This is a genomic window from Streptomyces sp. AB3(2024) (genome assembly GCF_041862025.1).
Taxonomy (GTDB): domain Bacteria; phylum Actinomycetota; class Actinomycetes; order Streptomycetales; family Streptomycetaceae; genus Streptomyces.
Genome location: NZ_JBGWAB010000057.1, coordinates 21,199 through 46,175 on the forward strand (window position 1 = coordinate 21,199; position 24,977 = coordinate 46,175).

At 71.4% G+C, this 24,977-nt stretch carries 25 protein-coding genes, 1 pseudogene and 1 riboswitch; of the genes and pseudogenes, 14 read left to right on the plus strand and 12 right to left on the minus strand.

Annotation, left to right across the window (positions count from 1 at the left end; translation table 11 throughout):
* Window positions 1–7: 7 nt before the first annotated feature.
* Window positions 8–1,207, plus strand: a complete 1,200-nt coding sequence (locus tag ACEPPI_RS22090) for a glutathionylspermidine synthase family protein (RefSeq protein ID WP_373916980.1) — start codon at window positions 8–10, stop codon at window positions 1,205–1,207.
* A gap of 77 nt (window positions 1,208–1,284) precedes the next feature.
* Here the strand turns inward: ACEPPI_RS22090 and rocD are convergent, their stop codons facing one another.
* Window positions 1,285–2,487, minus strand: a complete 1,203-nt coding sequence (gene rocD, locus ACEPPI_RS22095) for an ornithine--oxo-acid transaminase (protein WP_373916981.1) — start codon at window positions 2,485–2,487, stop codon at window positions 1,285–1,287.
* A gap of 108 nt (window positions 2,488–2,595) precedes the next feature.
* Window positions 2,596–2,686, plus strand: a riboswitch (ZMP/ZTP riboswitch).
* Window positions 2,687–2,721: 35 nt separating this feature from the next.
* Here rocD and glyA point away from each other — a divergent pair.
* The 4 genes from glyA to ACEPPI_RS22115 all read left to right on the plus strand — a co-directional run bounded on the left by glyA (window position 2,722) and on the right by ACEPPI_RS22115 (window position 7,034).
* Window positions 2,722–4,005 (plus strand): serine hydroxymethyltransferase, encoded by a 1,284-nt coding sequence (gene glyA / locus ACEPPI_RS22100; RefSeq protein ID WP_373916982.1) that lies wholly within the window; start codon window positions 2,722–2,724, stop codon window positions 4,003–4,005.
* 235 nt (window positions 4,006–4,240) lie between these two features.
* Window positions 4,241–5,254 (plus strand): tryptophan--tRNA ligase, encoded by a 1,014-nt coding sequence (gene trpS, locus ACEPPI_RS22105; protein WP_373916983.1) that lies wholly within the window; start codon window positions 4,241–4,243, stop codon window positions 5,252–5,254.
* A gap of 83 nt (window positions 5,255–5,337) precedes the next feature.
* A complete protein-coding gene (locus ACEPPI_RS22110; protein WP_373916984.1) occupies window positions 5,338–5,922 on the plus strand; it encodes a 2'-5' RNA ligase family protein in 585 nt (194 codons plus the stop codon).
* 167 nt (window positions 5,923–6,089) lie between these two features.
* Window positions 6,090–7,034, plus strand: a complete 945-nt coding sequence (locus ACEPPI_RS22115; RefSeq protein ID WP_373916985.1) for a YihY/virulence factor BrkB family protein — start codon at window positions 6,090–6,092, stop codon at window positions 7,032–7,034.
* On the opposite strand, the gene ACEPPI_RS22120 is transcribed toward ACEPPI_RS22115, so the two are convergent.
* Window positions 7,031–8,275, minus strand: a complete 1,245-nt coding sequence (locus ACEPPI_RS22120; protein WP_373916986.1) for a D-alanyl-D-alanine carboxypeptidase family protein — start codon at window positions 8,273–8,275, stop codon at window positions 7,031–7,033. The two genes, ACEPPI_RS22115 and ACEPPI_RS22120, sit on opposite strands and share 4 nt — an antisense overlap.
* Before the next feature lie 121 nt (window positions 8,276–8,396).
* Between ACEPPI_RS22120 and ACEPPI_RS22125 the strand changes: the two genes are divergently transcribed.
* The 3 genes from ACEPPI_RS22125 to ACEPPI_RS22135 all read left to right on the plus strand — a co-directional run bounded on the left by ACEPPI_RS22125 (window position 8,397) and on the right by ACEPPI_RS22135 (window position 11,726).
* Window positions 8,397–8,642, plus strand: a complete 246-nt coding sequence (locus ACEPPI_RS22125) for an SCO4848 family membrane protein (RefSeq protein WP_030230975.1) — start codon at window positions 8,397–8,399, stop codon at window positions 8,640–8,642.
* A complete protein-coding gene (locus ACEPPI_RS22130; RefSeq protein ID WP_373916987.1) occupies window positions 8,639–10,072 on the plus strand; it encodes a metallophosphoesterase in 1,434 nt (477 codons plus the stop codon). The genes ACEPPI_RS22125 and ACEPPI_RS22130 overlap by 4 nt, the downstream gene beginning before the upstream one ends.
* A gap of 97 nt (window positions 10,073–10,169) precedes the next feature.
* Window positions 10,170–11,726: an ABC transporter substrate-binding protein gene (locus tag ACEPPI_RS22135; protein WP_373916988.1), complete on the plus strand. Its 1,557-nt coding sequence runs from the start codon at window positions 10,170–10,172 to the stop codon at window positions 11,724–11,726.
* On the opposite strand, the gene ACEPPI_RS22140 is transcribed toward ACEPPI_RS22135, so the two are convergent.
* Entirely contained in the window at window positions 11,713–12,240 is a 528-nt protein-coding gene (locus ACEPPI_RS22140) for a MarR family winged helix-turn-helix transcriptional regulator (RefSeq protein ID WP_373916989.1), read from the minus strand. The genes ACEPPI_RS22135 and ACEPPI_RS22140 overlap by 14 nt on opposite strands.
* A gap of 109 nt (window positions 12,241–12,349) precedes the next feature.
* On the opposite strand from ACEPPI_RS22140, the gene ACEPPI_RS22145 reads away from it, so the two are divergent.
* A complete protein-coding gene (locus ACEPPI_RS22145) occupies window positions 12,350–13,627 on the plus strand; it encodes an MFS transporter (protein ID WP_373916990.1) in 1,278 nt (425 codons plus the stop codon).
* Between the two features lie 28 nt (window positions 13,628–13,655).
* Here ACEPPI_RS22145 and ACEPPI_RS22150 read toward each other — a convergent pair whose 3' ends face one another.
* The 3 genes from ACEPPI_RS22150 to ACEPPI_RS22160 are packed head-to-tail and all read right to left on the minus strand — an operon-like array spanning window position 13,656 to window position 15,235.
* On the minus strand, window positions 13,656–14,387 hold the full coding sequence (locus tag ACEPPI_RS22150; protein ID WP_373916991.1) for a TetR family transcriptional regulator: 732 nt from the start codon (window positions 14,385–14,387) through the stop codon (window positions 13,656–13,658).
* An 11-nt stretch (window positions 14,388–14,398) separates the two neighbouring features.
* Window positions 14,399–14,803: a thiol-disulfide oxidoreductase DCC family protein gene (locus ACEPPI_RS22155; RefSeq protein ID WP_373916999.1), complete on the minus strand. Its 405-nt coding sequence runs from the start codon at window positions 14,801–14,803 to the stop codon at window positions 14,399–14,401.
* 27 nt (window positions 14,804–14,830) lie between these two features.
* Window positions 14,831–15,235, minus strand: coding sequence for a hypothetical protein (locus ACEPPI_RS22160; RefSeq protein WP_373916992.1), 405 nt, complete (start codon window positions 15,233–15,235; stop codon window positions 14,831–14,833).
* Window positions 15,236–15,359: 124 nt separating this feature from the next.
* Here ACEPPI_RS22160 and ACEPPI_RS22165 point away from each other — a divergent pair, with 124 nt between their 5' ends.
* From ACEPPI_RS22165 to ACEPPI_RS22175, 3 genes are read left to right on the plus strand one after another with little or no spacing between them, the layout of a single operon-like run.
* Window positions 15,360–15,779, plus strand: coding sequence for a helix-turn-helix domain-containing protein (locus ACEPPI_RS22165; RefSeq protein WP_373916993.1), 420 nt, complete (start codon window positions 15,360–15,362; stop codon window positions 15,777–15,779).
* 9 nt (window positions 15,780–15,788) lie between these two features.
* Complete coding sequence (locus ACEPPI_RS22170; protein WP_356215018.1) at window positions 15,789–16,205, plus strand: VOC family protein; 417 nt, start codon at window positions 15,789–15,791, stop codon at window positions 16,203–16,205.
* A 34-nt stretch (window positions 16,206–16,239) separates the two neighbouring features.
* Window positions 16,240–18,645, plus strand: coding sequence for an ATP-binding cassette domain-containing protein (locus tag ACEPPI_RS22175; protein ID WP_373916994.1), 2,406 nt, complete (start codon window positions 16,240–16,242; stop codon window positions 18,643–18,645).
* Between the two features lie 16 nt (window positions 18,646–18,661).
* Here the strand turns inward: ACEPPI_RS22175 and ACEPPI_RS22180 are convergent, their stop codons facing one another.
* The 6 genes from ACEPPI_RS22180 to ACEPPI_RS22205 all read right to left on the minus strand — a co-directional run bounded on the left by ACEPPI_RS22180 (window position 18,662) and on the right by ACEPPI_RS22205 (window position 23,808).
* Window positions 18,662–19,273 carry a Uma2 family endonuclease gene (locus ACEPPI_RS22180; RefSeq protein WP_373916995.1) on the minus strand — a complete coding sequence of 204 codons (612 nt, stop codon included), beginning with the start codon at window positions 19,271–19,273 and terminating at the stop codon, window positions 18,662–18,664.
* A gap of 204 nt (window positions 19,274–19,477) precedes the next feature.
* Complete coding sequence (locus ACEPPI_RS22185; RefSeq protein WP_033219571.1) at window positions 19,478–20,236, minus strand: succinate dehydrogenase iron-sulfur subunit; 759 nt, start codon at window positions 20,234–20,236, stop codon at window positions 19,478–19,480.
* On the minus strand, window positions 20,236–21,990 hold the full coding sequence (gene sdhA / locus ACEPPI_RS22190) for a succinate dehydrogenase flavoprotein subunit (protein WP_371677029.1): 1,755 nt from the start codon (window positions 21,988–21,990) through the stop codon (window positions 20,236–20,238). The genes ACEPPI_RS22185 and sdhA overlap by 1 nt, the downstream gene beginning before the upstream one ends.
* Before the next feature lie 23 nt (window positions 21,991–22,013).
* Window positions 22,014–22,496 carry a succinate dehydrogenase hydrophobic membrane anchor subunit gene (locus ACEPPI_RS22195; RefSeq protein WP_030231015.1) on the minus strand — a complete coding sequence of 161 codons (483 nt, stop codon included), beginning with the start codon at window positions 22,494–22,496 and terminating at the stop codon, window positions 22,014–22,016.
* Window positions 22,497–22,501: 5 nt separating this feature from the next.
* Window positions 22,502–22,882: a succinate dehydrogenase, cytochrome b556 subunit gene (gene sdhC, locus ACEPPI_RS22200; protein ID WP_356215006.1), complete on the minus strand. Its 381-nt coding sequence runs from the start codon at window positions 22,880–22,882 to the stop codon at window positions 22,502–22,504.
* A 152-nt stretch (window positions 22,883–23,034) separates the two neighbouring features.
* Window positions 23,035–23,808 (minus strand): 2-oxo-4-hydroxy-4-carboxy-5-ureidoimidazoline decarboxylase, encoded by a 774-nt coding sequence (locus ACEPPI_RS22205; RefSeq protein WP_373916996.1) that lies wholly within the window; start codon window positions 23,806–23,808, stop codon window positions 23,035–23,037.
* A 179-nt stretch (window positions 23,809–23,987) separates the two neighbouring features.
* Between ACEPPI_RS22205 and ACEPPI_RS22210 the strand changes: the two genes are divergently transcribed.
* Together ACEPPI_RS22210 and ACEPPI_RS22215 are read left to right on the plus strand one after the other, a co-directional pair.
* Complete coding sequence (locus ACEPPI_RS22210) at window positions 23,988–24,731, plus strand: RNA polymerase sigma factor (protein WP_373917000.1); 744 nt, start codon at window positions 23,988–23,990, stop codon at window positions 24,729–24,731.
* Window positions 24,731–24,977: pseudogene (locus tag ACEPPI_RS22215) on the plus strand (hypothetical protein); the annotation flags it as partial. The gene ACEPPI_RS22210 and the pseudogene ACEPPI_RS22215, both read left to right, overlap by 1 nt.

Sequence of the window (24,977 nt, forward strand, 5' to 3'; positions counted from 1 at the left end):
GCGCACCATGCGGCGGCACACCATCGAACCCCGCCCCGACTGGCAGCAGACCGTCGAGGAGCAGGGCCTGATCTACCCCCTGACCCGCTATCCCGACGACTCCCTGCGCCCCTACTGGGACGAGAGCGCGTACTACTCCTTCTCCCTCCCGGAGGTCGAGGCGCTGGAGGGGGTCGTCGAGGAGCTGCACGCCATGTGCCTGGCCGCGGCGGCGCACATCGTCGAGCACGACCGCTTCGCGGACCTCGGCATCACCGATCCGAAGCTGGCCGGCCTGATCGCCGAGTCCTGGCACCGCCGCGCCGAACAGCCCTCCCTCTACGGCCGTTTCGACCTGCGCTACGACGGCGACGGGCCGGCCAAGCTGCTGGAGTACAACGCCGACACCCCCACCTCCCTGGTGGAGGCGGCGAGCCCGCAGTGGTTCTGGATGGAGGAGCGCTTCCCCGGCGCCGACCAGTGGAACTCCCTCCACGAGCGGCTCGTCGAGGCCTGGCGACGCCAGGCGGAGCTGCTGCCGCCCGGTCCGCTGCACTTCGCGCACTCCGAGACCGACGAGCTCGGCGAGGACCTGATGACGGTGGCCTACCTCCAGGAGACCGCCGAACAGGCCGGCCTGGAGACCCACGCCCTGTCGGTCGAACAGATCGGCTGGGACAGCCTCTCGGGCCGGTTCGTCGACGAGAAGCTCCGCTTCATCCGCGGCTGCTTCAAGCTCTACCCGTGGGAGTGGCTGGCCGAGGACACCTTCGGCCCGCAGGTCCTGGACACCTACGACCACGGGGGCGGCTCCGGCACCACCGCCTGGATCGAGCCCCTGTGGAAGATGCTGCTCGCGAACAAGGCGCTGCTGGCGGTCCTGTGGGAGCTCTTCCCGGAGCACCCCAACCTGCTGCCCGCCTACCTCGACGGCCCGCGCGAACTCGCCGGGGCCGACGCGGCCGGCTACGCGGCCAAGCCCCTGCTGGGCCGCGAGGGCGCCGGGGTCACCCTCCACGGACCGGGCGGGGAGGGCGGGCCCTTCGTCCCGGCCGAGGGGGAGACGTACGTCTTCCAGGCGCTGGCGCCGCTGCCCGACTTCGACGGCAACCGGGTCGTCCTCGGCGCGTGGGTGGTCGAGGAGGAGGCGGCGGGCCTCGGGATCAGGGAATCGGCGGGGCCGGTCACGGACGAGTACGCCCGCTTCCTGCCCCACGTCATCCTCTAGTGCCGGGCCGGGCGCCGTGACCCGGTGAACCTTTCCGGCCACGGCACCGGGTCACCTTCCGGCGGACACCGGCGCGGCTACGCCAGTACCTGCCGCAGCCGGTCCAGGCCCCAGTCCAGGTCCTCCTTGCCGATCACCAGCGGCGGTGCGATGCGGATCGTCGATCCGTGGGTGTCCTTCACCAGCACCCCGAGCTCCATCAGCTTCTCGGAGATCTGCCGGCCCGTGCCGCGGGAGGGGTCGATGTCGACCCCCGCCCACAGGCCGCGGCCGCGGACGGCGGTCACCGCACCTCCGCCGACCAGCAGGTTCAGCTCCCGGTGCAGGTGGTCGCCGAGTTCGGCGGCTCGTTGCTGGTACTCGCCGGAGCGCAGCATCGCGATCACCTCCAGGGCGACGGCGCAGGCCAGCGGGTTGCCGCCGAAGGTGGACCCGTGCTCTCCCGGCCGGAACACCCCGAGCACGTCCCGGTCGGCGACCACGGCGGAGACGGGGACCACCCCGCCGCCCAGCGCCTTGCCGAGGACGTACACGTCGGGGACGACGCCCTCGTGCTCGCAGGCGAAGGTCTTCCCGGTCCGGCCCAGGCCCGACTGGATCTCGTCGGCCATGAAGAGCACGTTCCGCTCGCGCGTCAGCTCCCGTACGCCGGCCAGGTACCCGGCGGGCGGCACCAGCACCCCGGCCTCGCCCTGGATCGGCTCCAGCAGCACCGCCACGGTGTTCTCGGTGACGGCGTGGGAGAGCGCGGTGAGGTCCCCGTACGGGACGATCTCGAAGCCGGGCGTGTAGGGACCGAAGTGGTCGCGGGCCTCGTGGTCCGTGGAGAAGGACACGATGGTGGTGGTGCGGCCGTGGAAGTTGTCGGCGGCCACCACGATCTTGGCGTGCCCGTCCGGTACGCCCTTGACCTCGTACCCCCACTTGCGGGCCGTCTTCACCGCCGTCTCCACGGCCTCCGCGCCCGTGTTCATGGGCAGCACCATCTCCTTGCCGCACAACTCGGCGAGCTGCGTGCAGAAGTCCGCGAAACGGTCGTGGAAGAAGGCGCGGGAGGTGAGGGTGACCCGCTCCAGCTGGTCGTGGGCGGCGTCGATCAGACGGCGGTTGCCGTGGCCGAAGTTGAGCGCCGAGTACCCGGCGAGCATGTCGAGGTACCGGCGGCCCTCCACGTCCGTCATCCACGCGCCCTCCGCCGAGGCGACGACGACGGGCAGGGGGTGGTAGTTGTGCGCGCTGTGCTCGTCGGCGGAGCGGATGGCATCAGCAGTTCTCGACACGGGGTCTCCGATCGTCCGTCTGGCCGGTGACGTGGGTGGCGTCCTTTCTATCGTCGCTCGGATCGCGGACGGAGAAACCTTCTTTCCGGCGCGCCCGCTAAGGTGTCCGGTACGCACGGCGACTGGCGTACGGAGAACCAACTCCGGGGGAGTCGTGCGCGCACGACCGCACACAGGGCCGCTCGCCTGGGCCTCGCGGGGACGAGAGACGACATCGACCCCGGAGGAGCCGCCATGAGCGCGAACCACCGTCATCCCGCACGCCGCCACCCTTCCCTTTGGGCCACCGACCCCGAGCTGGCGTCCTTCATCGCCGCCGAGGAGGGCCTCCAGGCGGAGACCCTGCGCCTGATCCCCAGTGAGAACTACGTCTCCGCCGCCGTGCTGGAGGCCTCCGGCACGGTGCTCCAGAACAAGTACAGCGAGGGCTATCCGGGCCGCCGCTACTACGAGGGCCAGCAGAACATCGACCGGGTCGAGGCCCTCGCCGTCGAGCGGGCCAAGGGCCTGTTCGGGGTGGACCACGCGAACGTCCAGCCGTACTCGGGGTCCCCGGCGAACCTCGCCGTCTACCTGGCCTTCGCCAAGCCCGGCGACACGGTGATGGGCATGGCCCTGCCGATGGGCGGGCACCTCACCCACGGCTGGGGGGTCTCCGCGACGGGCTCCTGGTTCCGCGGGGTCCAGTACGGCGTGCGCCCGGAGGACGGCCGGATCGACTACGACGCGGTGCGCGCGCTGGCCCTCGCCGAACGACCGAAGATCATCTTCTGTGGCGGCACGGCCCTGCCGCGGACCATCGACTTCGCGGCCTTCGCCTCGATCGCCGAGGAGGCGGGCTCGGTCCTCGTCGCGGACGTGGCACACATCGCGGGCCTGATCGCGGGCGGCGCCCACCCGTCCCCGGTCGGGCACGTGGACGTGGTCTCGACGACCACCCACAAGACCCTGCGCGGGCCGCGCGGAGCGATGCTGATGTGCAAGGAGGAGCACGCGAAGGCCATCGACAAGGCGGTCTTCCCGGGTCTCCAGGGCGGTCCCCACAACCAGACGACCGCGGGCATCGCGGTCGCCCTGCACGAGGCGGCGCAGCCGGCGTTCACGGCGTACGCCCACGCGGTCGTGGCCAACGCGAAGGCGCTGGCCGCCGCGCTGCTGGAGCGGGGCTTCGACCTCGTCTCGGGCGGCACCGACAACCACCTGATCCTGATGGACCTCACCTCGCGCGGGGTGGCGGGCAAGGTCGCGGCGAAGGCCCTGGACCGGGCGGGGATCGTCGTGAACTACAACACCGTGCCGTTCGACCCGCGCAAGCCGTTCGACCCGTCGGGCATCCGGATCGGCACCCCGTCGCTGACGTCCCGCGGCCTGACCGCGGAGCACATGCCCGTCGTCGCCGACTGGATCTCGCGGTCGGTGGACGCGGCCGCCAAGGGCGACGAGCCGGCCCTCGCCGCCGTCCGCTCCGAGGTCGGCGACCTGATGGCCGCCTTCCCGGCGCCCGGACTCCCGCTGTAGCCGCCGTGCCGCCGCCGGGACCGTACCCGTCCCGGCGGCGGCATCCGGCCACCCCAGGGAATCGGTCGCTCGGCCGGGGCGGGATCCGGCCGCCCCGCTACCGCCCGGTACGTGGGCAGGGGCCGGGCGGGACCCCGGGAGCGGGTCCGGGCCCGGTCGCGCCGGGACGCGGCGGCGGCAGGGTTCCGGCCAGCGCGGGGCCGGAGCGCGCCCCCGCACCTGAGAGAATGAAGCCATGGCTTCTGATCGTCCTCGCGCGCTCTCCGGCATCCAGCCCACCTCCGGTTCGTTCCACCTCGGGAACTACCTCGGAGCCATCCGCCAGTACGTCGCCCTGCAGGAGACGCACGACGCCTTCTACATGGTGGTCGACCTGCACGCGATCACCATGCCGCAGGATCCCAAGGACCTGCGGGCGAACACCCGCCTCTCCGCGGCGCAGCTCCTCGCGGCCGGTCTGGACCCGGACCGCTGCACGCTCTTCATCCAGAGCCACGTGCCGGAGCACGCCCAGCTCGGCTGGGTCATGAACTGCATCACCGGTTTCGGCGAGGCCAGCCGGATGACGCAGTTCAAGGACAAGTCCGCCAAGTCGGGCGCGAACAACGCCACCGTCGGCCTGTTCACGTACCCGATCCTCCAGGTCGCCGACATCCTCCTCTACCAGGCGGACTCCGTCCCGGTCGGCGAGGACCAGCGCCAGCACATCGAGCTGACCCGCGACCTCGCGGAGCGCTTCAACCAGCGCTTCGGCGCCACCTTCACGCTCCCCGCGGCGCACATCGTCAAGGAGGTCGCGAAGATCTACGACCTCCAGGACCCGGCGATCAAGATGTCGAAGTCGGCGTCCTCGCCCAAGGGCCTGATCAACCTCCTCGACGAGCCGAAGGTCACCGAGAAGAAGATCAAGAGCGCGGTCACCGACACCGAGGCCGTGGTCCGTTTCGACACGGAGAACAAGCCCGGCGTCAGCAACCTGCTCACGATCTACTCCACCCTCACGGGCGAGAGCATCCCCGCCCTGGAAGCCGCGTACGAGGGCAAGGGTTACGGAGCGCTCAAGACGGACCTCGCGGGCGTGATGGTCGATTTCGTCACACCGTTCAAGCAGCGGACCCAGGAGTACCTGGACGACCCGGAGACCCTGGACTCCTTGCTGGCCAAGGGCGCGGAGAAGGCCAGGGCGGTCGCCGCCGAGACCCTGGCGCAGACCTACGACCGCCTCGGTTTCCTGCCCGCGAAGCACTGACGGACCGGCGCCCCTGGCGGTCGGGGGGGTGCTGGCGCCACACTGAGGCGGCAGCATCCCGCACACAGACGGAGGAGACATACGTGGGGACCGTAACGCTCGGCGTTTCGATCGCGGTCCCGGAGCCGTACGGCAGCCGTCTCCAGGGGCTGCGCGCCGGCTTCGGGGACGCCGCCGCGCACGGCATCCCCACGCACGTCACCCTCGTACCGCCGACCGAGGTGGAGGCGGACCGGCTGCCCGCGATCCGCGCCCACCTGACCGAGGTCGCCGGGGCCTTCCGGTCCTTCCCGATGCGGCTTGAAGGGACGGGAACCTTCCGTCCCCTCTCGCCGGTCGTCTACGTCCGGCTCGTCGAGGGCGCCCCGGACTGCACCCGCCTCCAGGGCCGGGTCCGCGACCCGCAGGGGCCGGTCGACCGGGAGCTGGCGTTCCCGTACCACCCGCACGTCACGGTCGCCCACGGGATCTCCGAGGAGGCGATGGACCGGGCGTACGCCGAGCTCGCGGACTACGCCGCCGGCTGGCTGTGCGAGGGCTTCGCGCTCTACGAGCAGGGCTCCGACGGGGTCTGGCGCAAACTGCGCGAGTACCCCTTCGGCACCGGCCCGGCTCCCGTCCCGGCGCAGTCGGCGCCCGCCGCCGACGCGGCCGCGCGCCACTCCTGACGCAGGGGCCGCAGGGCCACCAGGGCGCGGAAACGGAGCCCGCGCAGGACCAGGGCGTGGATCGGGCGGGCCGGCGGGCGCGCTTCGCGAAAAGTCACAATCGACGACCGTAGTCCCAAAAACCGGCAATCCCGGCTATTTCCGGCAGCTCATTTACGGTGACCCCCATGGACTGGCTGAAGAAACTCCCCGTGATCGGGCCCCTGGTGGCCGCCGCGATGAGGACCCACGCCTGGCACTCCTACGAGCGCCTCGAACGCGTCCACTGGGCGCGGCTCGCCGCCGCGATCACCTTCATCAGCTTCCTCGCGCTCTTCCCGCTGTTCACCGTGGGCATCGCCGTCGGCGCCGCGCTGCTGAGCCCCGAGCAGCTCGCCAAGCTCCAGAAGAACCTCGCCGAGCAGGTCCCCGGCATCTCCGACCAGCTCGACCTCGACGGACTCGCCGCCAACGCGGGCACCATCGGCCTGGTCGCCGGCGCCCTGCTCCTGCTCACGGGCATCGGCTGGGTCGGGTCCATGCGGGACTGCCTGCGCGCCGTCTGGGACAAGGACGACGAGGACCAGGGCAACCCCGTCGTGCGCAAGGGCAAGGACGCCCTCGTCCTCTTCGGCCTCGGCGGCGTGGGGCTCGCCTCGGCCGCCGCGTCGATCCTCGGTGCCAGCGCGGTCGGCAAGTTCGGCGAGACCCTCGGCGTCCCGCGCGAGGGCGCGGGCGGCGCCCTGCTGCGGGCCGGCGCCTTCCTCGTCGGCGTGGTGGCCGCCTTCCTGGTGCTCCTCTACCTGCTCACCCTGCTGCCCGGCGTCGAACCCCCGCGCGTCCGCCTGATCCAGGCCGCCCTGATCGGCGCCGCGGGCTTCGAGCTGCTGAAACTGCTGCTCAGCGGCTATATGCGGGGGGTCGCCGGCAAGAGCATGTACGGGGCCTTCGGCGTGCCGATCGCCCTGCTGCTGTGGATCAACTTCTCGGCGAAGCTGCTCCTCTTCTGCTCCGCCTGGACGGCCGCCCGCGACGACGGCGGCGAGGGCGGGGACACCGGCGACGCCGAGGGCGGCACCGCCGACGAGGGCAGCGGGGGCGGTGTGGGAGACCCGCGCCCCGCCCGGAGCTAGCTCCGCTGACCCCGGCGCCCGCCGCGCGGCCAGCGCCGGTTGACCACGAACGCCCCGCCCGCCAGGACCGCCAGCACCCCGCCGGCGATGCCGACCGCCGTGCCGACACCGCTGCTGCCGGAGTCGTCCCCGCTCGCCGACGCACTGTTCTCGTGGGACTTGGCGGGCGAGCCGAGGGAGGTGGTGTCCGCGCTCTTCGGCGGCACCAGTTCGCCCACCGGCTTCACCTTCCCGGCCGCCGCGAAACCCCAGTCGAAGAGCTCGGCCGTCTCCTCGTACACGGAGTTGACCCCGCCCGTGTCCGGGTTCATCACCGTGACCAGCAGCTTCTTGTCACCGCGCTGCGCCGCGCCGGTGAAGGTGGAGCCGGCCATCGTGGTGTTGCCGTTCTTCACCCCCGCGATGCCCTTGTACGGGGTGATGCCGCCGGCGCCCGTCATCAGCCGGTTGGTGTTCTGGATCTCGAAGAAGTCGCGCGGCCGGCCCGTCTCCTGCTTGCCGGGGAAGCGCGCGCTCACCGTCCCGCAGTACTCGCGGAAGTCCTGCTTCTGCAGTCCGGAGCGGGCGATGAGGGTGAGGTCGTAGGCGCTCGACACCTGCTCCGGGGCGTCGTAGCCGTCCGGCGAGATCACATGGGTGTCCAGTGCCTGGAGCTCCTCGGCGTGCGCCTGCATGTCCTTGACGGTCTTGTCGATTCCGCCGTTCATGGCCGAGAGCACGTGCACGGCGTCGTTGCCGGACCGCAGGAACACGCCCAGCCACAGGTCGTGGACGGTGTACTCCTCGTCCTCCTTGACGCCCACCAGGCTGCTGCCCGCGCCGACGCCCGACATCTCCTGCTCGGAGACCCGGTGCACCTGGTCCTTGGGCAGGCTCGGCAGCACCGTGTCCGCGAACAGCATCTTCATGGTGGAGGCCGGGGGCAGCCGCCAGTGGGCGTTGTGCGCGGCGAGGACCTCACCCGTCTCGGCGTCGGCCACGATCCAGGACCGGCCGGTGAGGTTCGCGGGCAGGGCCGGTGCCCCGGGCAGCAGGTTCACCTGGGTGCCCGGCTGGCCGAGCCGCGCCCCGCCGACCGTGGACATCGACGCGGGCGGCGCGGGGGCCGCCGGGGCCTTGGCGGGCCGGCCCTTCGCGCCCGCCGGTGGCGGCGCCGGCGCGGCGTGCGCGGGCGACACGATCATCGCGGGGACCAGCAGCGCGGCGGAAAGGACCGTCAATGCGGTCTTTTTGGCAGACACGCAGGTGAACGTACATCCCGATGGGCTGTCCGCCCTCCCGGACCGGCCATCCGTGGAGAACCACCGCCGGTACGGCCCACCCCGGCGCGTCCGTCCTGGGGACGAATCCGATACTGGGGACATGAAACTCAGCCGCGCCGCCTCCTGGTTCCTGCTCGCCTTCGGAGTGTGGAGCTGGTTCATCTGGGTGTCCTTCGTCCGGAACTTGTGGAAGAACGGCAGCGGCCTGTCCTTCGACACGGCCGGCGACCCTACGGCGTACTTCTGGGTCCACCTTCTCCTCGCAGTGACGTCCTTTCTCCTGGGGACGGCCGTTGGTGTGATCGGGTTGCGTGGCGTGCGGGCCCTGCGGCGGGAATCACGATGACCGTCGTCGTGGTGGTCGTGGCGGTCGTCGCCGTACTGGCCCTGCTGGCGCTCGTGCACCGGTGGCTGTGGGTGCGGCTGGTCCGGGACACGACCCGGGCGGGCGGCGCGGCCCGCCGCACGGGCACCGTCCTCGCCTTCGCGCTGCCGCTGCTGGCACTGGCCGCCCTGACCGCCGGACGGGCCGGAGCGCCCTTCTGGCTCCAGCGGGTGGTGGCGTGGCCGGGGTACATGTGGCTGGCGGTGCTGCTGTACCTGACCCTGGCGATGCTCGTGGCCGAACCGGCCCGCCGTCTGTGGCTGCGCCGGCCGGCCCGTACGGGGGCCGCCGCCACGGCGGCCGCTCCCGGGACCCCCGGACCCGGCGCGCCGGGGGCCCCGGGAGGTTCCGCGACGGCGGCCGAGGATTGTCCGGATCTCGCGGGCACGGCGGCCACGGCGACCCCGCAGCCCGCGCACGCCGTCGGGGTCGAGGCCCCGCAGCCCGTGGGTGCGGGTGGCGCCGAGAGCCCGCGGGGCGCGACGGCCTTCGGGGCGCAGGATCCGCAGCCCGCGGGCGCGGGTGGCGCCGGTACTCCGGGGGGCGCGGGCGACCGCGCGGTCCCGGTCAGCCGGCGGGTGTTCGTCGCGCGGGTGGCCGGGGGAGCGGCCGCCGCCGCCGCGCTCGCGACCGTCGGGACGGGCACCTACGGGGTGCTCCGCGGCCCGCGCGTCAAGCGCGTCCGGGTGCCGCTCGCCCGGCTGCCCCGCGCGGCACACGGGTTCCGGATCGCCGTCGTCAGCGACGTCCACCTCGGACCGGTCCTCGGCCGGGCGCACACCCAGCGCATCGTCGACACCGTCAACCGCACCCAGCCCGACCTCATCGCCGTCGTCGGCGACCTCGTCGACGGCAACGTCCACGACCTCGGCCCGGCCGCCGAACCGCTGCGCCTGCTCCGCTCGCGCCTCGGCTCGTACTTCGTCACCGGCAACCACGAGTACTTCTCCGGCGCGCAGCAGTGGGTCGACCACGTCCGCGAACTCGGCCTGATCCCCCTGGAGAACGCCCGCCGCGAGCTGCCCCACTTCGACCTCGCCGGGGTCAACGACGTGCAGGGGGAGAGCGAGGGCCACGGCCCCGACTTCCGCGCGGCCCTGGGGGACCGCGACCGCTCCCGGACCGCGGTCCTCCTGGCCCACCAGCCGGTGGTCATCCACGACGCCGTCCGGCACGGCGTGGACCTCCAGCTCTCGGGGCACACCCACGGCGGCCAGCTGTGGCCCGGCAACTACCTGGCCGAGCTGGCCAATCCGACCGTCGCGGGCCTGGAGCGCTACGGCGACACCCAGCTCTACGTGTCCCGCGGAGCCGGCGCCTGGGGCCCGCCCGTCCGGGTCGGAGCGCCGTCCGACATCACGGTGGTGGAACTCGCCTCATACCAGGCCTGACCCGTTCCGACCGGGCATCGTGGACCTTCCCGTGGCCGATTTTCCGTGATGGGATGTCCGATAGTCGGATACCGAGTTCGGATGGCGGGGTTCAGGGATGCGGTCTGTCCGCGCGAAGGTCATTGCGGTCGGGCTGGTCCTCGGGATCGCGGGCGCCGGCGCCTGGCAGCTGCTGCCCGAGGGCGACGACGGCCGGGGCGCGATCCGGGTCGGGACCACCGACGTGGTCTCCGCCCTCGATCCCGCCGGGGCCTACGACGCCGGTTCCTGGGCCCTGTTCAGCAACGTCTACCAGTCGCTCCTGACCATCGGGCCCGGCTCCGACACCCCCGTCCCGGACGCCGCGTCCGCCTGCAGGTTCATCGGTCAGAAGCTGATGACCTACCAGTGCGAGCTGCGCCCCGACCTCACCTTCCCGAGCGGCCGCGCGGTCACCGCGGCCGACGTGAAGTTCTCGTTCGACCGCATCAAGCAGATCAACTCGGACCAGGGGCCGGCCCCGCTCTTCAACACCCTGCAGTCGGTCAAGGCCGAGGGCCGCACGGTCACCTTCAACCTCTCGGCCCGCGACGCCACCTTCCCCTTCAAGATCGCGACCGGCGCCGCCTCGATCGTCGACAAGGACACGTACCCGGCCAAGGAGCTCCGCGTCGACGGCAAGGCCGACGGCTGCGGCCCGTACTCCCTGGTCGCGTACGAGCCGGGCGCGAGCGTCGAGCTCAAGCCCAATCCCGCCTACCGGGGGCAGAGCAGGCCGGCCCGCGCGCGCGTGGCCGTCCGCTACTTCAAGGACTCCGCCCAGCTCGACGCGGCCTGGCGGGACCACCAGGTCGAGGTGGCGCACCGGGACATGCCGCCCGCCGTCCTCGCCGGTCTCAACCCCGGCATGAAGGACACCCGCTACCAGGCGTCCGGCGGTACCGAGACCCGGAGCATCGTCTTCAACGTGCGCCCCGGCTCGGCGGCCGAGAAGTCCGCCGTCCGTCAGGCGGTGGCCGCGGTGCTGGACCGTTCGAAGGTGGCCGGGGACGTCTACAAGGGCACGGTCACCCCGCTGTACTCGCTGGTCCCGGCGGGCATCGCGGCGCACAGCACGCCCTTCTTCGACACCTATCCCTCGCCCAACGGCCTGACCGCCCGCAAGCTCCTCAGGGACGCCCTGATCACCGCCCCCGTCCCGCTGACCCTCGGCGTCAACGCGCGCGGCGTGAACCTCGCCGAGGCGCAGGAGATCAAGCGGCAGCTGGAGTCGACGAACCTGTTCCAGGTGAAGATCAAGCCGGTCGAGGTCTGGGAGGACTTCCAGAAGGCCTACGCGGCCGGGCAGTTCGACGCCTACACGATCGGCTGGATCGCCGACTTCCCCGACGCGGACAACTTCCTCGCGCCCCTGGTCGGCGCGGGCTCCAGCATGAACAACGGCTTCTCCGACAAGGCCGTGGACGAACTGATCACCCGCACCCAGTCCTTCTCGGACCGCGGAGGGGCCGCCGGTGACTTCCGGGAGCTCCAGCGGCTGGTCTCCCAGCAGGTCCCGATGCTGCCGATCTGGCAGAAGAAGGACTACGTCATGTCCCGCGAGGCCGTCACCGGCGCGCAGTACCTCTCCGACGGCACGGGCGTGTGGCGCCTGTGGGAGCTCAACTGGCTGTAGTCGCCGGGTCGGCGGCGGTGTCCCCGTGCGCCAGCAGGAGGGTGCGCAGGGCCTCGGCGACCGTCCGTGAGGTGTCCCGGTCCAGGGGGGCCAGCAGCTCCGCGTAGTGCTTGAGGTGCTCCTCCATCACGCTCTCGCAGAGCGCGCGGCCCGGCTCGGTCAGCCGGATCCGCACCGAGCGGCGGTCGGCGTCGTCGCGGACCCGCTCGACCAGGCCCTTGGCCTCCAGCCGGTCGATCCGGTTGGTGATCGCGCCCGAGGTCACCATCGCGGCCGGCACCAGCGCGCCGGCGGTCAGTGCGTACGGCGGGCCCGAGCGGCGCAGGCTGGCGAGCACGTCGAACTCGCCCACCTCCAGGCCGTGTCCGGCCATGAAGGCCTTCAGCTGCTTGTCGATGATCCGCGTCATCCGCTGGACGCGGGCGAGCACTTCGATCGGCCAGAGCGCCTCCGCGAGGTCGGGGCGCTCCGTCTGCCACTGGCCGATGAACGTGGCCACCGTGTCTTTCTCCATGCCCACAGAATACCTCAACGTTAAGACACTTGACGTTGAAGCAGTCGCTCTGCTTTTATTTCAACGTTGAGATTGTCAAGGTTGAAATGTGAAGGGGAGTGGGTCATCCATGACGGTCACCACCACCACGGCGGGCACCGCGAAGGCCGCCGGGAAGGTCACCCGGAGGGCCGGCGAGAAGGCCGCCGGGACGGCCGGCGCCGCACCCGCCGGGGCGCCCGTCCCCGTCCTGTGGCTCGCCCTGCTGGCCACCCCCATCGCCGCCGGGGCCAACGCGCCGGTGCTCATCCTCCCGGAGATGGCCGCCTCCCTCGGGGTCTCCTCCGGTACCGCCGCCTGGCTGCTCACCGCCTTCGGCTGGGCCATGGCCGTCGGCACCCCTCTGCTCGCCGGGCTGCTGCGCCGCAGGGGCCTGCGCGCGGTGCTGCGGCTGTCCACCCTGCTCGTCCTGGCCGGCACCCTGCTCGTCGCCGTCTCCCCGTGGCTCCCGCTCACGCTGTCCGGCCGCTGCGCCCAGGCCGCCGGCGGCGCCGGGCTGGTGGCCGCGGCGATCAGCCTCGCCGGCACCGCCCGCCGGATGGGCGTCATCAGCGCCGGGTTCGGGATGCTCGGCGCCGCCGGACCGCTGCTCGGCAAGGCCCTCGCGGACGGGGCGTCCTGGCGGATCGCCCTCACCGTCTCGGCGCTCTCCCTGCTGGCCGTACCCGCCGTCGGCCGCCGCGCCGGGGCGGCGAACCCGCCCGCGCCCGGCCGCTTCGACGGCCGGGGCGCCGCCCTGCTGACCGGGCTCGCCACCGCCCTGGTCCTGCTGCCGACCGCGCCGCTCGCCGCCCTCGGCGGGGCCCTGGTCGCCGCCGCGCTGCTCGCCCTGCACGTCCGACGCCACCCCGAGGGGTTCGTGCCCGCCGCCCTGCTGCGCCGGCCCGTCTTCGTGATCTCGGCCCTGCTGGCGCTCGCCCTGTCGGCGTCCTACTTCACCCTGCTCTTCTCGGTGCCCCGGCTGCTCGCCGACCGGGCCGGCTGGGACACCGCCTCCGCCGGGACCGGACAGCTGGTCGCCCTGCTCACCGGATCGGCGCTGTCCTGGCTGCTCGCCGCCGCCTCGGCCCGTATGAGCCGCGCGGCCGTCCGTACGGTGCTCGTCTCCCTCGGGGCACTCGCCGCCCTCGCCGGGATCTTCGCCACCTGGGGCCCGCTGCTGCTGGTCGCCACCGCGGCGGGGGTCTTCACCGCCAGCGCCGCCAACGCCGTCCTGTCCACCCACGCGGTGGCCGCCTCTCCCGACCCGGCGCAGCGCCCGTCGGCCATCGGCCTGTTCACCCTCTGCTACCAGCTGGGCGGCGCCTTCGGCCCGGCCGTCGCCGCCCTGCTGGTCCTGGGCGGCTGAGGGGAGGGGGCGCGCGGGTCTCGGATCCTCACTCCTCCCCGGGGTGCGGGTCCGAGGCCCGCTTGCCGCGCGAGACCGCCGTCTGGGCCATGCCCGGCAGGAAGTCCGCGAACAGCTCGTGCACCTCCCGCACCAGCGGCCGCAGCACCCGGAACCGGGCCAGGACGATGCCCCGCGTCGTCAGCTGCGCGCCGCGCTCGGCCAGCCGCCGCGTCTTCTCGCTGTCGGGGGAGCGGTCGAAGACCCAGTACAGGACCAGGCCCATCTGCGAGAGCCACATGAGCTCGGGCAGGACGTCGGCCAGCTCGGCCGGCACCTTGGTCTTCGCCCCCGCCAGCACCTCGCGGTGCATGTCGATCGCGGCGTTGCGCGCCGGTTCCGATTCGGGGGAGAAGGGGCTGAGCGGACTCTCCGGGTCCGCCGCGTTCTTGAAGAACTGCGAAGCGAACTCGTGGTACGGCGCCGCGATGTCCAGCCAGCTCGTCAGAACGCCCGCGAGCCGTTTCTGGAGATCGGTCTCCTCGTCCAGGATCGGCCGGACCGCCTTCTGGTGCGCGGCGCCGATCCGGTCGTAGAAGCCCTGGACCAGGTGCTCCTTCGACTCGAAGTAGTAGTACGCGTTGCCGACCGAGACCCCGGCCTCCTTGGCGATGCCCCGCATGGTCGTCTTGTCGAAGCCGCGCTCCTGGAAGAGCCGGAGCGCGGTTTCGAGGATGAGCGTGCGGGTCTGTTCGCTCTTGGGAGCCTTCTGATCTGTCACGGTGTCCGACCCTATCGGGGTGCGGAGCACTGGTCGTCACAGGCCGGTTCTCCGGGTTCCGCTCCGGAATCGGTACGCACCGCGTGCCGGACCGCGGCGGCCGTGTACATGGCGGCCTTGGCGAAGGGCCGGCCGGCCGGGGTGGCCAACCAGTTCGCCTTCGGCCGGTGTTCGGCCAGCGCCCACAGGCACACGATGAAGGCGTCCGTCCCGGTCCACACCTGCCCCTGGTCCCCGACCACGGTGATCTCCCGCAGGGTCTCGGCGTGGGCGAGCCCGGGGAACCGCCGCCACGCCTCGGCGGACGCGGCGGGCACGAACCGGAGCGGTACGAGGTGATGCTGCCCGAGCAGCCAGTGCCGGATGTGCACGCACACCGGGCAGTTCGCGTCGTAGAGGACGGTCAGGTGGCGCATGTCGTCCCGTGCGGTCCGCGCCACCGGTCAGGCCCCGGCCGGAGTGGTCCAGGCCTGCGGGGTGACCGGCGGGGTCTGCCGGCGCTCCATGATCCCGCGGCGGCGCATCCTGTTGAGCACCCACACGTTGCCGAGGTGCATGACGCCGAGGACGAGCAGGACGACGCCGATCTTCACCGAGAGGGCCTCGAAGAGGCCGCGCGCTTCGAGGATCGACTCCCCCGAGCGCAGGTAGAGGGTCACGAAGCCGATGTTCACGAGGTAGAACCCGACCACCAGGAGGTGGTTGACGGCGTCCGCGAGCTTCTCGTTGCCCTGCAGCACATCGCCGATGAAGACGCGGCCGTTACGGCTGAGCGTACGGGCCACCCAGATGGTGAGTCCGATGCTGACGACCAGGTAGATGACGTACGCGACCACGGTGAGGTCCATTGCCCTCAGCCCCCTTTGAACCTGTTCAACTGCTGACGTCGATGACTCTAGGCCTCTTTTTGAACAGGTTCAAGCCTTCTGTTCGCCCGGCTTCCGCGGCAGGCGCCGTGCGATGCTGGGAGGCATGAACCTGGAGGACCTGGTCCGCTTGCGCCGTGCCCGGGACGCGATGGACCGCGACTACGCGCAGCCGCTCGACGTCCCCGCACTGGCCAAGGTCGCCCTCATGTCACCCGGGCACTTCTCCCGCAGCTTCCGCGCCGCTTACGGGGAGACCCCCTACAGCTACCTGATGACCCGCCGCGTCGAGCGGGCCAAGGCCCTGCTGCGCCGCGGCGACATGAGCGTGACGGACGTGTGCTTCGCGGTCGGCTGTACCTCGCTCGGGTCCTTCAGCTCCCGCTTCAGTGAACTCGTCGGCGAGAGCCCCAGCGCCTACCGGGCCCGCTCCCACGAGGACGGCGCCATGGTTCCGGCCTGCGTCGCGAAGGTCTCCACGCGACCGGTCAGGAACGGAGAAGCGAAATCGGCCTCCCCCTCGTAGCGTCGAGGCATGACCATCAACCTCTCGCAGTGCTTCATCGCCGTCGACGACCACGACAAGGCGCTCACCTTCTACCGCGACGTCCTCGGCCTGGAGGTCCGCAACGACGTCGGGTTCGAGGGCATGCGCTGGGTGACCGTCGGGTCCCCCGAGCAGCCCGACGTGGAGATCGTCCTCGAACCCCCGCTCGCCGACCCCGGCGCCTCGCCCGCAGACCGCCAGGCGATGGCCGAACTGCTGGCCAAGGGCCTGCTGCGCGGCGTGATCTTCTCCACCGACGACGTCGACGCCACCTTCGAACGCCTCCGGGCGGCCGGCGCGGACGTGCTCCAGGAGCCGATCGACCAGCCGTACGGGGTCCGTGACTGCGCCTTCCGCGACCCGGCGGGCAACATGCTCCGCTTCACCCAGCCCCGCAAGAGCTAGAGCCAGAGTCAGAGTCAGAGGGAGACACCACGCGATGAGCAGGGCCACGAGGACGGGCACGCCGGAGCCGGCGCCGCACGCGGCGGACAGCCACGATCTGATCCGGGTGCACGGCGCACGCGTGAACAACCTCAAGGACGTCAGCGTCGAGCTCCCCAAGCGCCGCCTGACGGTGTTCACCGGTGTCTCCGGCTCCGGCAAGAGCTCCCTGGTCTTCGGCACCATCGCCGCCGAGTCGCAGCGGCTGATCAACGAGACCTACAGCGCCTTCGTCCAGGGCTTCATGCCCACCCTGGCCCGGCCCGAGGTCGACGTGCTCGAAGGGCTGACGACCGCGATCATCGTCGACCAGCAGCGGATGGGCGCCGACCCCCGCTCCACGGTCGGCACCGCCACCGACGCCAACGCCATGCTCCGCATCCTCTTCAGCCGCCTCGGACAGCCGCACATCGGCTCGCCCAAGGCCTTCTCCTTCAACGTCGCCTCGATCAGCGGCGCGGGCGCGGTCACCGTGGAGCGCGCGGGACAGACCGTCAAGGAGCGCCGCAGCTTCAGCATCACCGGCGGCATGTGCCCGCGCTGCGAGGGCCGCGGCTCCGTCAGCGACATCGACCTCACCGCGCTCTACGACGACACCAAGTCCCTGAACGAGGGCGCGCTCACCATCCCCGGCTACAGCATGGACGGCTGGTACGGCCGCATCTTCGCGGGCTGCGGGTTCTTCGACCCGGACAAGCCGATCCGCAAGTACACCAAGCGGGAGCTGCAGGACCTGCTCCACAAGGAGCCGACCAAGATCAAGGTCGACGGGATCAACCTGACCTACGAGGGCCTCATCCCCAAGCTCCGCAAGTCGATGCTGGCGAAGGACGTCGACGCCCTCCAGCCGCACATCCGGGCCTTCGTCGAGCGGGCGGTCGCCTTCACCGTCTGCCCCGAGTGCGACGGCACCCGGCTCAGCGAGGGCGCCCGTTCCTCGAAGATCGGCGGAATCTCCATCGCCGACGCCTGCGCGATGCAGATCAGCGACCTCGCCGCGTGGACCGGCGGCCTCGACGAACCCTCGGTGGCCCCGCTCCTGGCCACGCTGCGCCAGACCCTCGACTCGTTCGTGGAGATCGGGCTGGGCTACCTTTCGCTCGCCCGGCCGGCGGGCACGCTCTCGGGCGGCGAGGCGCAGCGCGTCAAGATGATCCGCCACCTCGGCTCCTCGCTCACCGACACCACCTACGTCTTCGACGAGCCCACCACGGGCCTGCACCCCCACGACATCCAGCGGATGAACGGCCTGCTGCTGCGCCTGCGGGACAAGGGCAACACCGTCCTCGTCGTGGAGCACAAGCCGGAGGTCATCACGATCGCCGACCACGTCGTCGACCTCGGCCCCGGCGCGGGCTCGGGCGGCGGCACCGTCTGCTTCGAGGGCACCGTCGAGGGGCTGCGGGACGCGGGCACCGTCACCGGTCGCCACTTCGACGACCGGGCCAAGGTCAAGGCGGAGGTCCGCACGCCCACCGGGGCGCTGGAGATCCGCGGCGCGAGCACGAACAACCTGCGGGACGTCGACGTCGACGTGCCCCTCGGGGTCCTCACCGTCGTCACGGGCGTCGCGGGCTCCGGCAAGAGCTCGCTCGTGCACGGGTCGCTGACCGCCGGCTCCGCGGGGGCCGGCGAGGGCGTGGTCTCGATCGACCAGGGCGCGATCCGCGGTTCCCGCCGGAGCAACCCGGCGACGTACACGGGGCTCCTCGACCCGATCCGCAAGGCCTTCGCCAAGGCCAACGGCGTGAAGCCCGCGCTGTTCAGCGCCAACTCCGAGGGCGCCTGCCCCACCTGCAACGGCGCCGGGGTCGTCTACACGGACCTGGCGATGATGGCCGGCGTGGCGGCCCCCTGCGAGGAGTGCGACGGGAAGCGGTTCCACGCCTCGGTGCTGGAACACCGCTTCGGGGGGCGCGACATCAGCGAGGTGCTGGCGATGTCGGTCACCGAGGCCGAGGAGTTCTTCGGCGACGGCGAGGCCCGTACTCCGGCTGCGCACCGCATCCTCACCCGGCTCGCCGACGTCGGCCTCGGCTACCTCAGCCTCGGCCAGCCGCTCACCACGCTGTCCGGCGGCGAGCGGCAGCGGCTGAAGCTGGCCACGCACATGGGGGAGAAGGGCGGGGTCTACGTCCTCGACGAGCCGACCGCCGGCCTGCACCTCGCCGACGTCGAGCAACTGCTCGGCCTGCTCGACCGGCTGGTCGACTCCGGCAAGTCGGTCATCGTCGTGGAGCACCACCAGGCGGTCATGGCGCACGCGGACTGGATCATCGACCTCGGCCCCGGCGCCGGCCACGACGGCGGGACGGTCGTCTTCGAGGGCACCCCCGCCGACCTGGTCGCCGCCCGCTCCACCCTCACGGGAGAACACCTCGCGGCCTACGTCGGCGCCTGACCGGGGCGGTAATCGGCTAGGGGCCCGTCAGGGCCTCGGTGATCTCCAGTCCCTTGATGCCCGGCCCGTCGGGGACGACGACGGGGGTCCCGTACGCGACGGTCGTCTTCGTGGCGTACGCGGCCCTCTCCGGGGCCGGTCCGCTGAAAACGGTCACCGTGCCCTGGCCGTCGAAGTCGTCGATGACCAGGTAGACGGGTACGCCGGCCTGGGCGTACCAGCGCTGCTTGCGGATGTGGTCCCGGCGGTGGGCGTCCGCGCCGGGGGAGACGACCTCGGCGACGAGGGGGACACGGGTGGCGTCCACGCCGAGCCCCTCCTCATCGGGGATCTCGTCCAGGTCCTCCGGGCCCACGAAGAGGTCGGGAACGCAGCCCTCGCGCCGGTGGATGACGTTGCCGCCCTGGTGGGCGACGAGTCCGCCGCCCGCCAGAGGGGCCTCCAGAGCCTTGCGCAGGCGGTCCACGAGAATGCCGGGCCGACGACCTGCGGGCGCCGACACGTCGATCGCCTCCCCGAGGACTTCGGCGCGGTACCCCTCGGGGAGGACCATCGCCTTCCAGGCCCGCCACAGGACTTCGCCGATATCCGGCTCGTACGAGTCGACCCCACGGGCTCGCTCGGGCATGTGCGCCACCTCCTGGCCGCCGGACCGCGGACGACGCTCCGAACCCGGCATCGCCAGTGACGGTAGCGCCGCCCGGGGGCCGTCCGGCCGGAGGAAAGGTTCCTTCCGGTGGATGTCACCCCTGGGGGACGGCGAAGGCCCCGCACCCGGAACGGATCCGGATGCGGGGCCTCGTAGGCCGTCGGCCTCAGGTGCGTCGAAAGGCTAGAAGCGGCGCGTGATGAGGGCGCGCTTGACTTCCTGGATGGCCTTCGTGACCTCGATGCCACGCGGGCACGCGTCGGTGCAGTTGAAGGTCGTGCGGCAGCGCCACACGCCGTCCTTGTCGTTCAGGATCTCCAGCCGCTGCTCGCCGGCCTCGTCGCGCGAGTCGAAGATGAAGCGGTGGGCGTTGACGATCGCCGCCGGGCCGAAGTACTGGCCGTCGTTCCAGAACACCGGGCACGAGGACGTGCACGCGGCGCACAGGATGCACTTGGTGGTGTCGTCGAAGCGCTCGCGGTCCTCGGCGGACTGCAGGCGCTCGCGCGTCGGCTCGTTGCCCTTGGTGACCAGGAACGGCATGACGTCGCGGTACGCCTGGAAGAAGGGCTCCATGTCGACCACGAGGTCCTTCATCACCGTGAGGCCCTTGATGGCCTCGACGGTGATCGGCTTCTCCGGGTTGATGTCCTTGATCAGCGTCTTGCAGGCGAGCCTGTTCTTGCCGTTGATCCGCATCGCGTCGGAGCCGCAGATGCCGTGCGCGCAGGAGCGGCGGAAGGTCAGCGTGCCGTCGAGGTCCCACTTGATCTTGTGGAGACCGTCGAGCACGCGCTCCTTCGGGTCGATCTCGATCTGGAAGTCCTGCCACTGCGACTCGTCCGAGATCTCGGGGTTGAAGCGGCGGATCCGGAACGTGACCGTGATGAACGGCGAGGCGGCGGCCGCCGCCTCCATCTTGTCCAGGGTGGGGGTGGCCATCAGTACTTACGCTCCATCGGCTGGTAGCGGGTGACGACGACGGGCTTGTAGTCCAGCCGGACGGAGTCCTTGCCGTCGGCGCCGACCTCGCGGTACGCCATGGTGTGGCGCATGAAGTTGACGTCGTCGCGGTTCGGGTAGTCCTCGCGGTAGTGACCGCCGCGGGACTCCTTGCGCGCCAGCGCGGACACGGCCATGACCTCGGCCAGGTCGAGGAGGTTGCCCAGCTCGATGGCCTCCAGCAGGTCCGTGTTGAAGCGCTTGCCCTTGTCCTGGACGGACACGTTCTTGTAGCGCTCGCGCAGCTCCGCGATCTTCTCGACCGCGGTCTTGATGGTCTGCTCCGTGCGGAACACCATCACGCACGCGTCCATCGTCTCCTGGAGCTCCAGGCGCAGGTCGGCGACCCGCTCCTTGCCCGTGGAGTTGCGCAGGTGCTCGACCAGGTCGGCGACCTGCTGCGCCGGGTTCTCCGGCAGCTCGACGTAGTCGTTCTCGGCCGAGTACTTCGCCGCCGCGATGCCGGAACGCTTGCCGAAGACGTTGATGTCCAGCAGCGAGTTGGTGCCCAGGCGGTTGGCGCCGTGCACCGACACGCACGCGACCTCGCCGGCCGCGTACAGGCCGGGGACGACGGTGGTGTTGTCCGCCAGGACCTCACCCTCGACGTTGGTCGGGATGCCGCCCATGGCGTAGTGCGCGGTGGGCTGGATCGGGATCGGGTCCGTGTACGGCTCGATGCCCAGGTAGGTGCGCGCGAACTCCGTGATGTCCGGGAGCTTCGCGTCCAGCTGCTCCGGCGGGAGGTGCGTCAGGTCCAGGTACACGTGGTCGCCGGCGGGACCGCAGCCGCGGCCCTCGCGGATCTCCGTGTAGATGGAGCGCGAGACGACGTCACGGGACGCGAGGTCCTTCATGACCGGCGCGTACTTCTCCATGAAGCGCTCGCCGTCCTTGTTGCGGAGGATGCCGCCCTCACCGCGGGCGCCCTCCGTCAGCAGGATGCCCATGCGCCAGATGCCCGTCGGGTGGAACTGGAAGAACTCCATGTCCTCCAGCGGCAGGCCGCGGCGGTAGCAGGCCGCCTGGCCGTCACCCGTGAGGGTGTGCGCGTTGGAGGTCACCTTGAAGAACTTGCCGGTGCCGCCGGAGGCGTAGATGACGGCCTTCGCCTGGAAGATGTGGATCTCACCGGTGGCCAGCTCGTACGCGACCACACCGGCGGACTTCTGCACGCCGTCGACCTCGACCAGCAGCTGGTCCAGGACGTAGAACTCGTTGAAGAACTCCACGCCCTCCTTGACGCAGTTCTGGTACAGCGTCTGGAGGATCATGTGGCCCGTGCGGTCCGCGGCGTAGCAGGACCGGCGGACCGGCGCCTCACCGTGGTTGCGGGAGTGGCCGCCGAAGCGGCGCTGGTCGATGGTGCCGTCCGGGGTGCGGTTGAACGGCAGGCCCATCTTTTCGAGGTCGAGGACCGCGTCGATGGCCTCCTTCGCCAGGATCTCGGCGGCGTCCTGGTCGACCAGGTAGTCACCGCCCTTGACCGTGTCGAAGGTGTGCCACTCCCAGTTGTCGTCCTCCACGTTGGCCAGCGCGGCGGCCATGCCGCCCTGCGCGGCGCCCGTGTGGGAGCGGGTGGGGTACAGCTTCGTCAGCACGGCGGTGCGGCTGCGCTTCGTCGCCTCGATGGCGGCGCGCATGCCCGCGCCACCGGCGCCGACGATGACGGTGTCGTACTTGTGGATCTTCATGGGATTCGCCTCAGCCCCGTTGCCTAGCGGATGTTCGGGTCGAAGGTGAAGATCACCAGCGTGCCCAGAAGGATGGTGAACACCGTGGCGGTGTAGAGCAGGCCCTTCAGCCACAGCCGCGTGTTGGCGCGCTCCGCGTAGTCGTTGATGACGGTACGCAGACCGTTGGCGCCGTGCAGCATGGCCAGCCACAGCATCAGCAGGTCCCAGACCTGCCAGAACGGGGATGCCCAGCGGCCGGCGACGAAGGCGAAGCCGATCTTGGAGACGCCGCCGTCCAGCACCAGCTGGATGACCAGGTGGCCGATGACCAGGACGACCAGCACGATGCCCGAGAGGCGCATGAAGAGCCACGCGGCCATCTCGAAGTTGCCGCGGGTCGAACGGGGCGTCTTGCCGGTCCGCTTGCGCGGGGCCTCGATGTACGGCGCCGGGTTCTCGACGTCGTAGAGGGAGACGCCCTCCACGTCACCGATCGCCCGGGCGGAAGAAGTGTCAGAAGACATGCGTGTCACTCCCCGAACAGAACGCGGTAGGCGTGGCCGAGGACGGGGTAGAGGGCCCCGATCATCAGGATGATCCAGACGGTGACGACGGACCAGAGCATCTGCTTCTGGTAGCGCGGTCCCTTGGACCAGAAGTCCACAGCGATGACACGGAGACCGTTGAGCGCGTGGAACAGGATGGCGGCGACGAGGCCGTACTCCAGCAGCGCGACGATCGGAGTCTTGTAGGTAGCCACGACATCGTCGTACGCCTCAGGGGAGACGCGGACGAGAGCGGTGTCGAGGACGTGTACGAACAGGAAGAAGAAAATGAGGACGCCGGTGACTCGATGAGCCACCCAGGACCACATTCCTTCCCGGCCGCGGTACAACGTTCCAGCCGGCACGGAAAACCCTCCGGAAGCGGGGCGGGGGCCAGCCGGCTTCTTTGTCGGTCGGGCCCGGCCGGGTACGGTCCACCGGCCCCGGACATCGTAGCGACGCTTTGTCGGTTCCCTTGCGCCGGGTCCATCGGTGTGATCAAACAGGCACGGACGGGCTATCCCGCAGGGGCGAATAGCCCGAAATCAGCCTCGGACAGCCCATCGTCGGGGTCCTGCCCGGCAGGGTCCGCCAGCCGGGCCAGCAGTCGGGTCAGCCGGGAGCGGGCGACCATGCGCAGCTCGTCCGCCGCGAGGGAGCGTTCCTCGTCCACCTCGTGGGCGAGCCTGCGGCGGATCGCGGCCAGCAGCTGGTCCACCCGCTCCTCCGGCGGGTGTCCGTCCAGGCAGATCACGAAGGCGTGGCCGAAGGTCCGCTCGTACTGCGCCCGCGCCGCGTCGAGCGCGAGGAGCGCCGCGTACGGGGCCCCGTGGCCCAGCTCGGCCGAGGACTCCCGCGCCAGTGCCTCCGTCAGGTCGCCCTGGGACATGTCGTACGAGGCCTCGTCGGCCGCCGCCAGCAACGACGCGGTGTCCGGGTACGGGCGGTGGGCGGCCACCCGCTGCGCCCACCGCGGACTGCCGCAGCAGTGGGTCAGGGCCGTCCGGGCGGTGCCGGGGGGCAGCGAGTTGAAGTGCGTCAGCCCGGTGCCGGGGGCGGAGACCGGGCCGCGGACCTGTGCCGGAAGGTGGCTGGACAGCGGAGTTCTCCTCGGGGGCGTGGCGTGGGTGTGCCGCCACGCTAGCGATCTCTGAGGGGAGTGTCCCGCCGATAGGGGGATTTCACCCGTAAGTGAGCCGAAAGGATGACACCGGCAGGGGTGTGAACAGGCCGGAAGCAGGGGAGGGCGACCGAGGCCGCCACCCCCCACAGGAGAGGCCCCGGTCGCCATCCGTCACGGACTCGTGCGACAAGCCCGTATCCCTGTCAGCGTCCGGAGTGCGTTTTGTGTCACACCCCGCTCCGCGCAGGGTTGGTTGCTGGTTGTACAACTCGTGGACGAGAGGTGCGTGAAAGCCGTAACGTGCGGATTTGCGCCACACGTACAGGACGTCGAACGGGTTGGGGACTTTGCTGGGGGACGACGCGGAGCTGACCGCCGCGGTGCTCGCGGCACAGGACGGCGACGAAAGCGCGTTCCGGACTGTGTACCGCGCCGTGCACCCACGCCTGCTCGGATACGTGCGCACGCTCGTCGGTGACGGCGACGCCGAGGACGTGACCTCCGAGGCCTGGCTGCAGATCGCCCGCGACCTCGACTCCTTCACCGGTGACGCCGACCGCTTCCGCGGCTGGGCCGCCCGCATCGCCCGCAACCGGGCCCTCGACCACATCCGCATGCGCGGCCGGCGCCCCGCCATCGGCGGCGACGAGACCGAGCTCACCGGACGCGCCGCCGACTGCGACACGGCCGGCGAGGCGATGGAGGCCCTGTCCACCGGCCGCACCATGGCCCTGATCGCGCAGCTCCCGCAGGATCAGGCGGAGGCCGTCGTCCTGCGCGTGGTCGTCGGCCTGGACGCGAAGAGCGCGGCCGAGACCCTCGGCAAGCGGCCCGGCGCCGTCCGCACGGCCGCGCACCGGGGGCTCAAGAAGCTCGCCGAGCTACTGACCGCCGAGTTCGGGTCCGCGGGCCCCGTGGACGGGGAAGCGGAACGCGGCGCGGATTCCGTCCGGAGGGTCGGCCATAATGCCGGTGACCAGGCCCGGGAGCGCGACCTCGACGCCGTGCCCGCGCAGCGCGCGCGGAGTGCGGGCCTGGCGGAACCAACCGGTGTGACGCATTCACGTTGGCGGACGCAGAAGGACATGTGATGGCCGACGAGCACAACGCGTGGCTGGACAAGGCCGCGGCGGACGAGCTGCTGTGCCCGGGGACCGGCCCCGTCGCCTCCGGCGCCGACCCGCGCGCCAGGGCCGAGGCCGCCCGGCTGCGCGCCGCCCTCGACGCCCTGACCCCCTCCCGTCCCGGTGTGGGCGAGCTGCCCGGCGAGGCCGCCGCCGTGGCCGACCCGGCCCTGAGCGCCGACGGGTCCCGCGGGGCCTACAGGTCCCCGTACC

Excerpts from the sequence above, each read along its gene's own strand:
- ACEPPI_RS22090 (WP_373916980.1), top strand. The coding sequence starts at position 8 with ATGCGGCGGCACACCATCGAACCCCGCCCCGACTGGCAGCAGACCGTC.
- glyA (WP_373916982.1), top strand. The coding sequence starts at position 2,722 with ATGAGCGCGAACCACCGTCATCCCGCACGCCGCCACCCTTCCCTTTGG.
- trpS (WP_373916983.1), top strand. The coding sequence starts at position 4,241 with ATGGCTTCTGATCGTCCTCGCGCGCTCTCCGGCATCCAGCCCACCTCC.
- ACEPPI_RS22115 (WP_373916985.1), top strand. The coding sequence starts at position 6,090 with ATGGACTGGCTGAAGAAACTCCCCGTGATCGGGCCCCTGGTGGCCGCC.
- ACEPPI_RS22125 (WP_030230975.1), top strand. The coding sequence starts at position 8,397 with ATGAAACTCAGCCGCGCCGCCTCCTGGTTCCTGCTCGCCTTCGGAGTG.
- ACEPPI_RS22130 (WP_373916987.1), top strand. The coding sequence starts at position 8,639 with ATGACCGTCGTCGTGGTGGTCGTGGCGGTCGTCGCCGTACTGGCCCTG.
- ACEPPI_RS22135 (WP_373916988.1), top strand. The coding sequence starts at position 10,170 with ATGCGGTCTGTCCGCGCGAAGGTCATTGCGGTCGGGCTGGTCCTCGGG.
- ACEPPI_RS22140 (WP_373916989.1), bottom strand. The coding sequence starts at position 12,240 with ATGGAGAAAGACACGGTGGCCACGTTCATCGGCCAGTGGCAGACGGAG.
- ACEPPI_RS22145 (WP_373916990.1), top strand. The coding sequence starts at position 12,350 with ATGACGGTCACCACCACCACGGCGGGCACCGCGAAGGCCGCCGGGAAG.
- ACEPPI_RS22155 (WP_373916999.1), bottom strand. The coding sequence starts at position 14,803 with ATGCGCCACCTGACCGTCCTCTACGACGCGAACTGCCCGGTGTGCGTG.
- ACEPPI_RS22160 (WP_373916992.1), bottom strand. The coding sequence starts at position 15,235 with ATGGACCTCACCGTGGTCGCGTACGTCATCTACCTGGTCGTCAGCATC.
- ACEPPI_RS22165 (WP_373916993.1), top strand. The coding sequence starts at position 15,360 with ATGAACCTGGAGGACCTGGTCCGCTTGCGCCGTGCCCGGGACGCGATG.
- ACEPPI_RS22170 (WP_356215018.1), top strand. The coding sequence starts at position 15,789 with ATGACCATCAACCTCTCGCAGTGCTTCATCGCCGTCGACGACCACGAC.
- ACEPPI_RS22175 (WP_373916994.1), top strand. The coding sequence starts at position 16,240 with ATGAGCAGGGCCACGAGGACGGGCACGCCGGAGCCGGCGCCGCACGCG.
- ACEPPI_RS22180 (WP_373916995.1), bottom strand. The coding sequence starts at position 19,273 with ATGCCCGAGCGAGCCCGTGGGGTCGACTCGTACGAGCCGGATATCGGC.
- ACEPPI_RS22185 (WP_033219571.1), bottom strand. The coding sequence starts at position 20,236 with ATGGCCACCCCCACCCTGGACAAGATGGAGGCGGCGGCCGCCGCCTCG.
- sdhA (WP_371677029.1), bottom strand. The coding sequence starts at position 21,990 with ATGAAGATCCACAAGTACGACACCGTCATCGTCGGCGCCGGTGGCGCG.
- ACEPPI_RS22195 (WP_030231015.1), bottom strand. The coding sequence starts at position 22,496 with ATGTCTTCTGACACTTCTTCCGCCCGGGCGATCGGTGACGTGGAGGGC.
- ACEPPI_RS22205 (WP_373916996.1), bottom strand. The coding sequence starts at position 23,808 with ATGGCGACCGGGGCCTCTCCTGTGGGGGGTGGCGGCCTCGGTCGCCCT.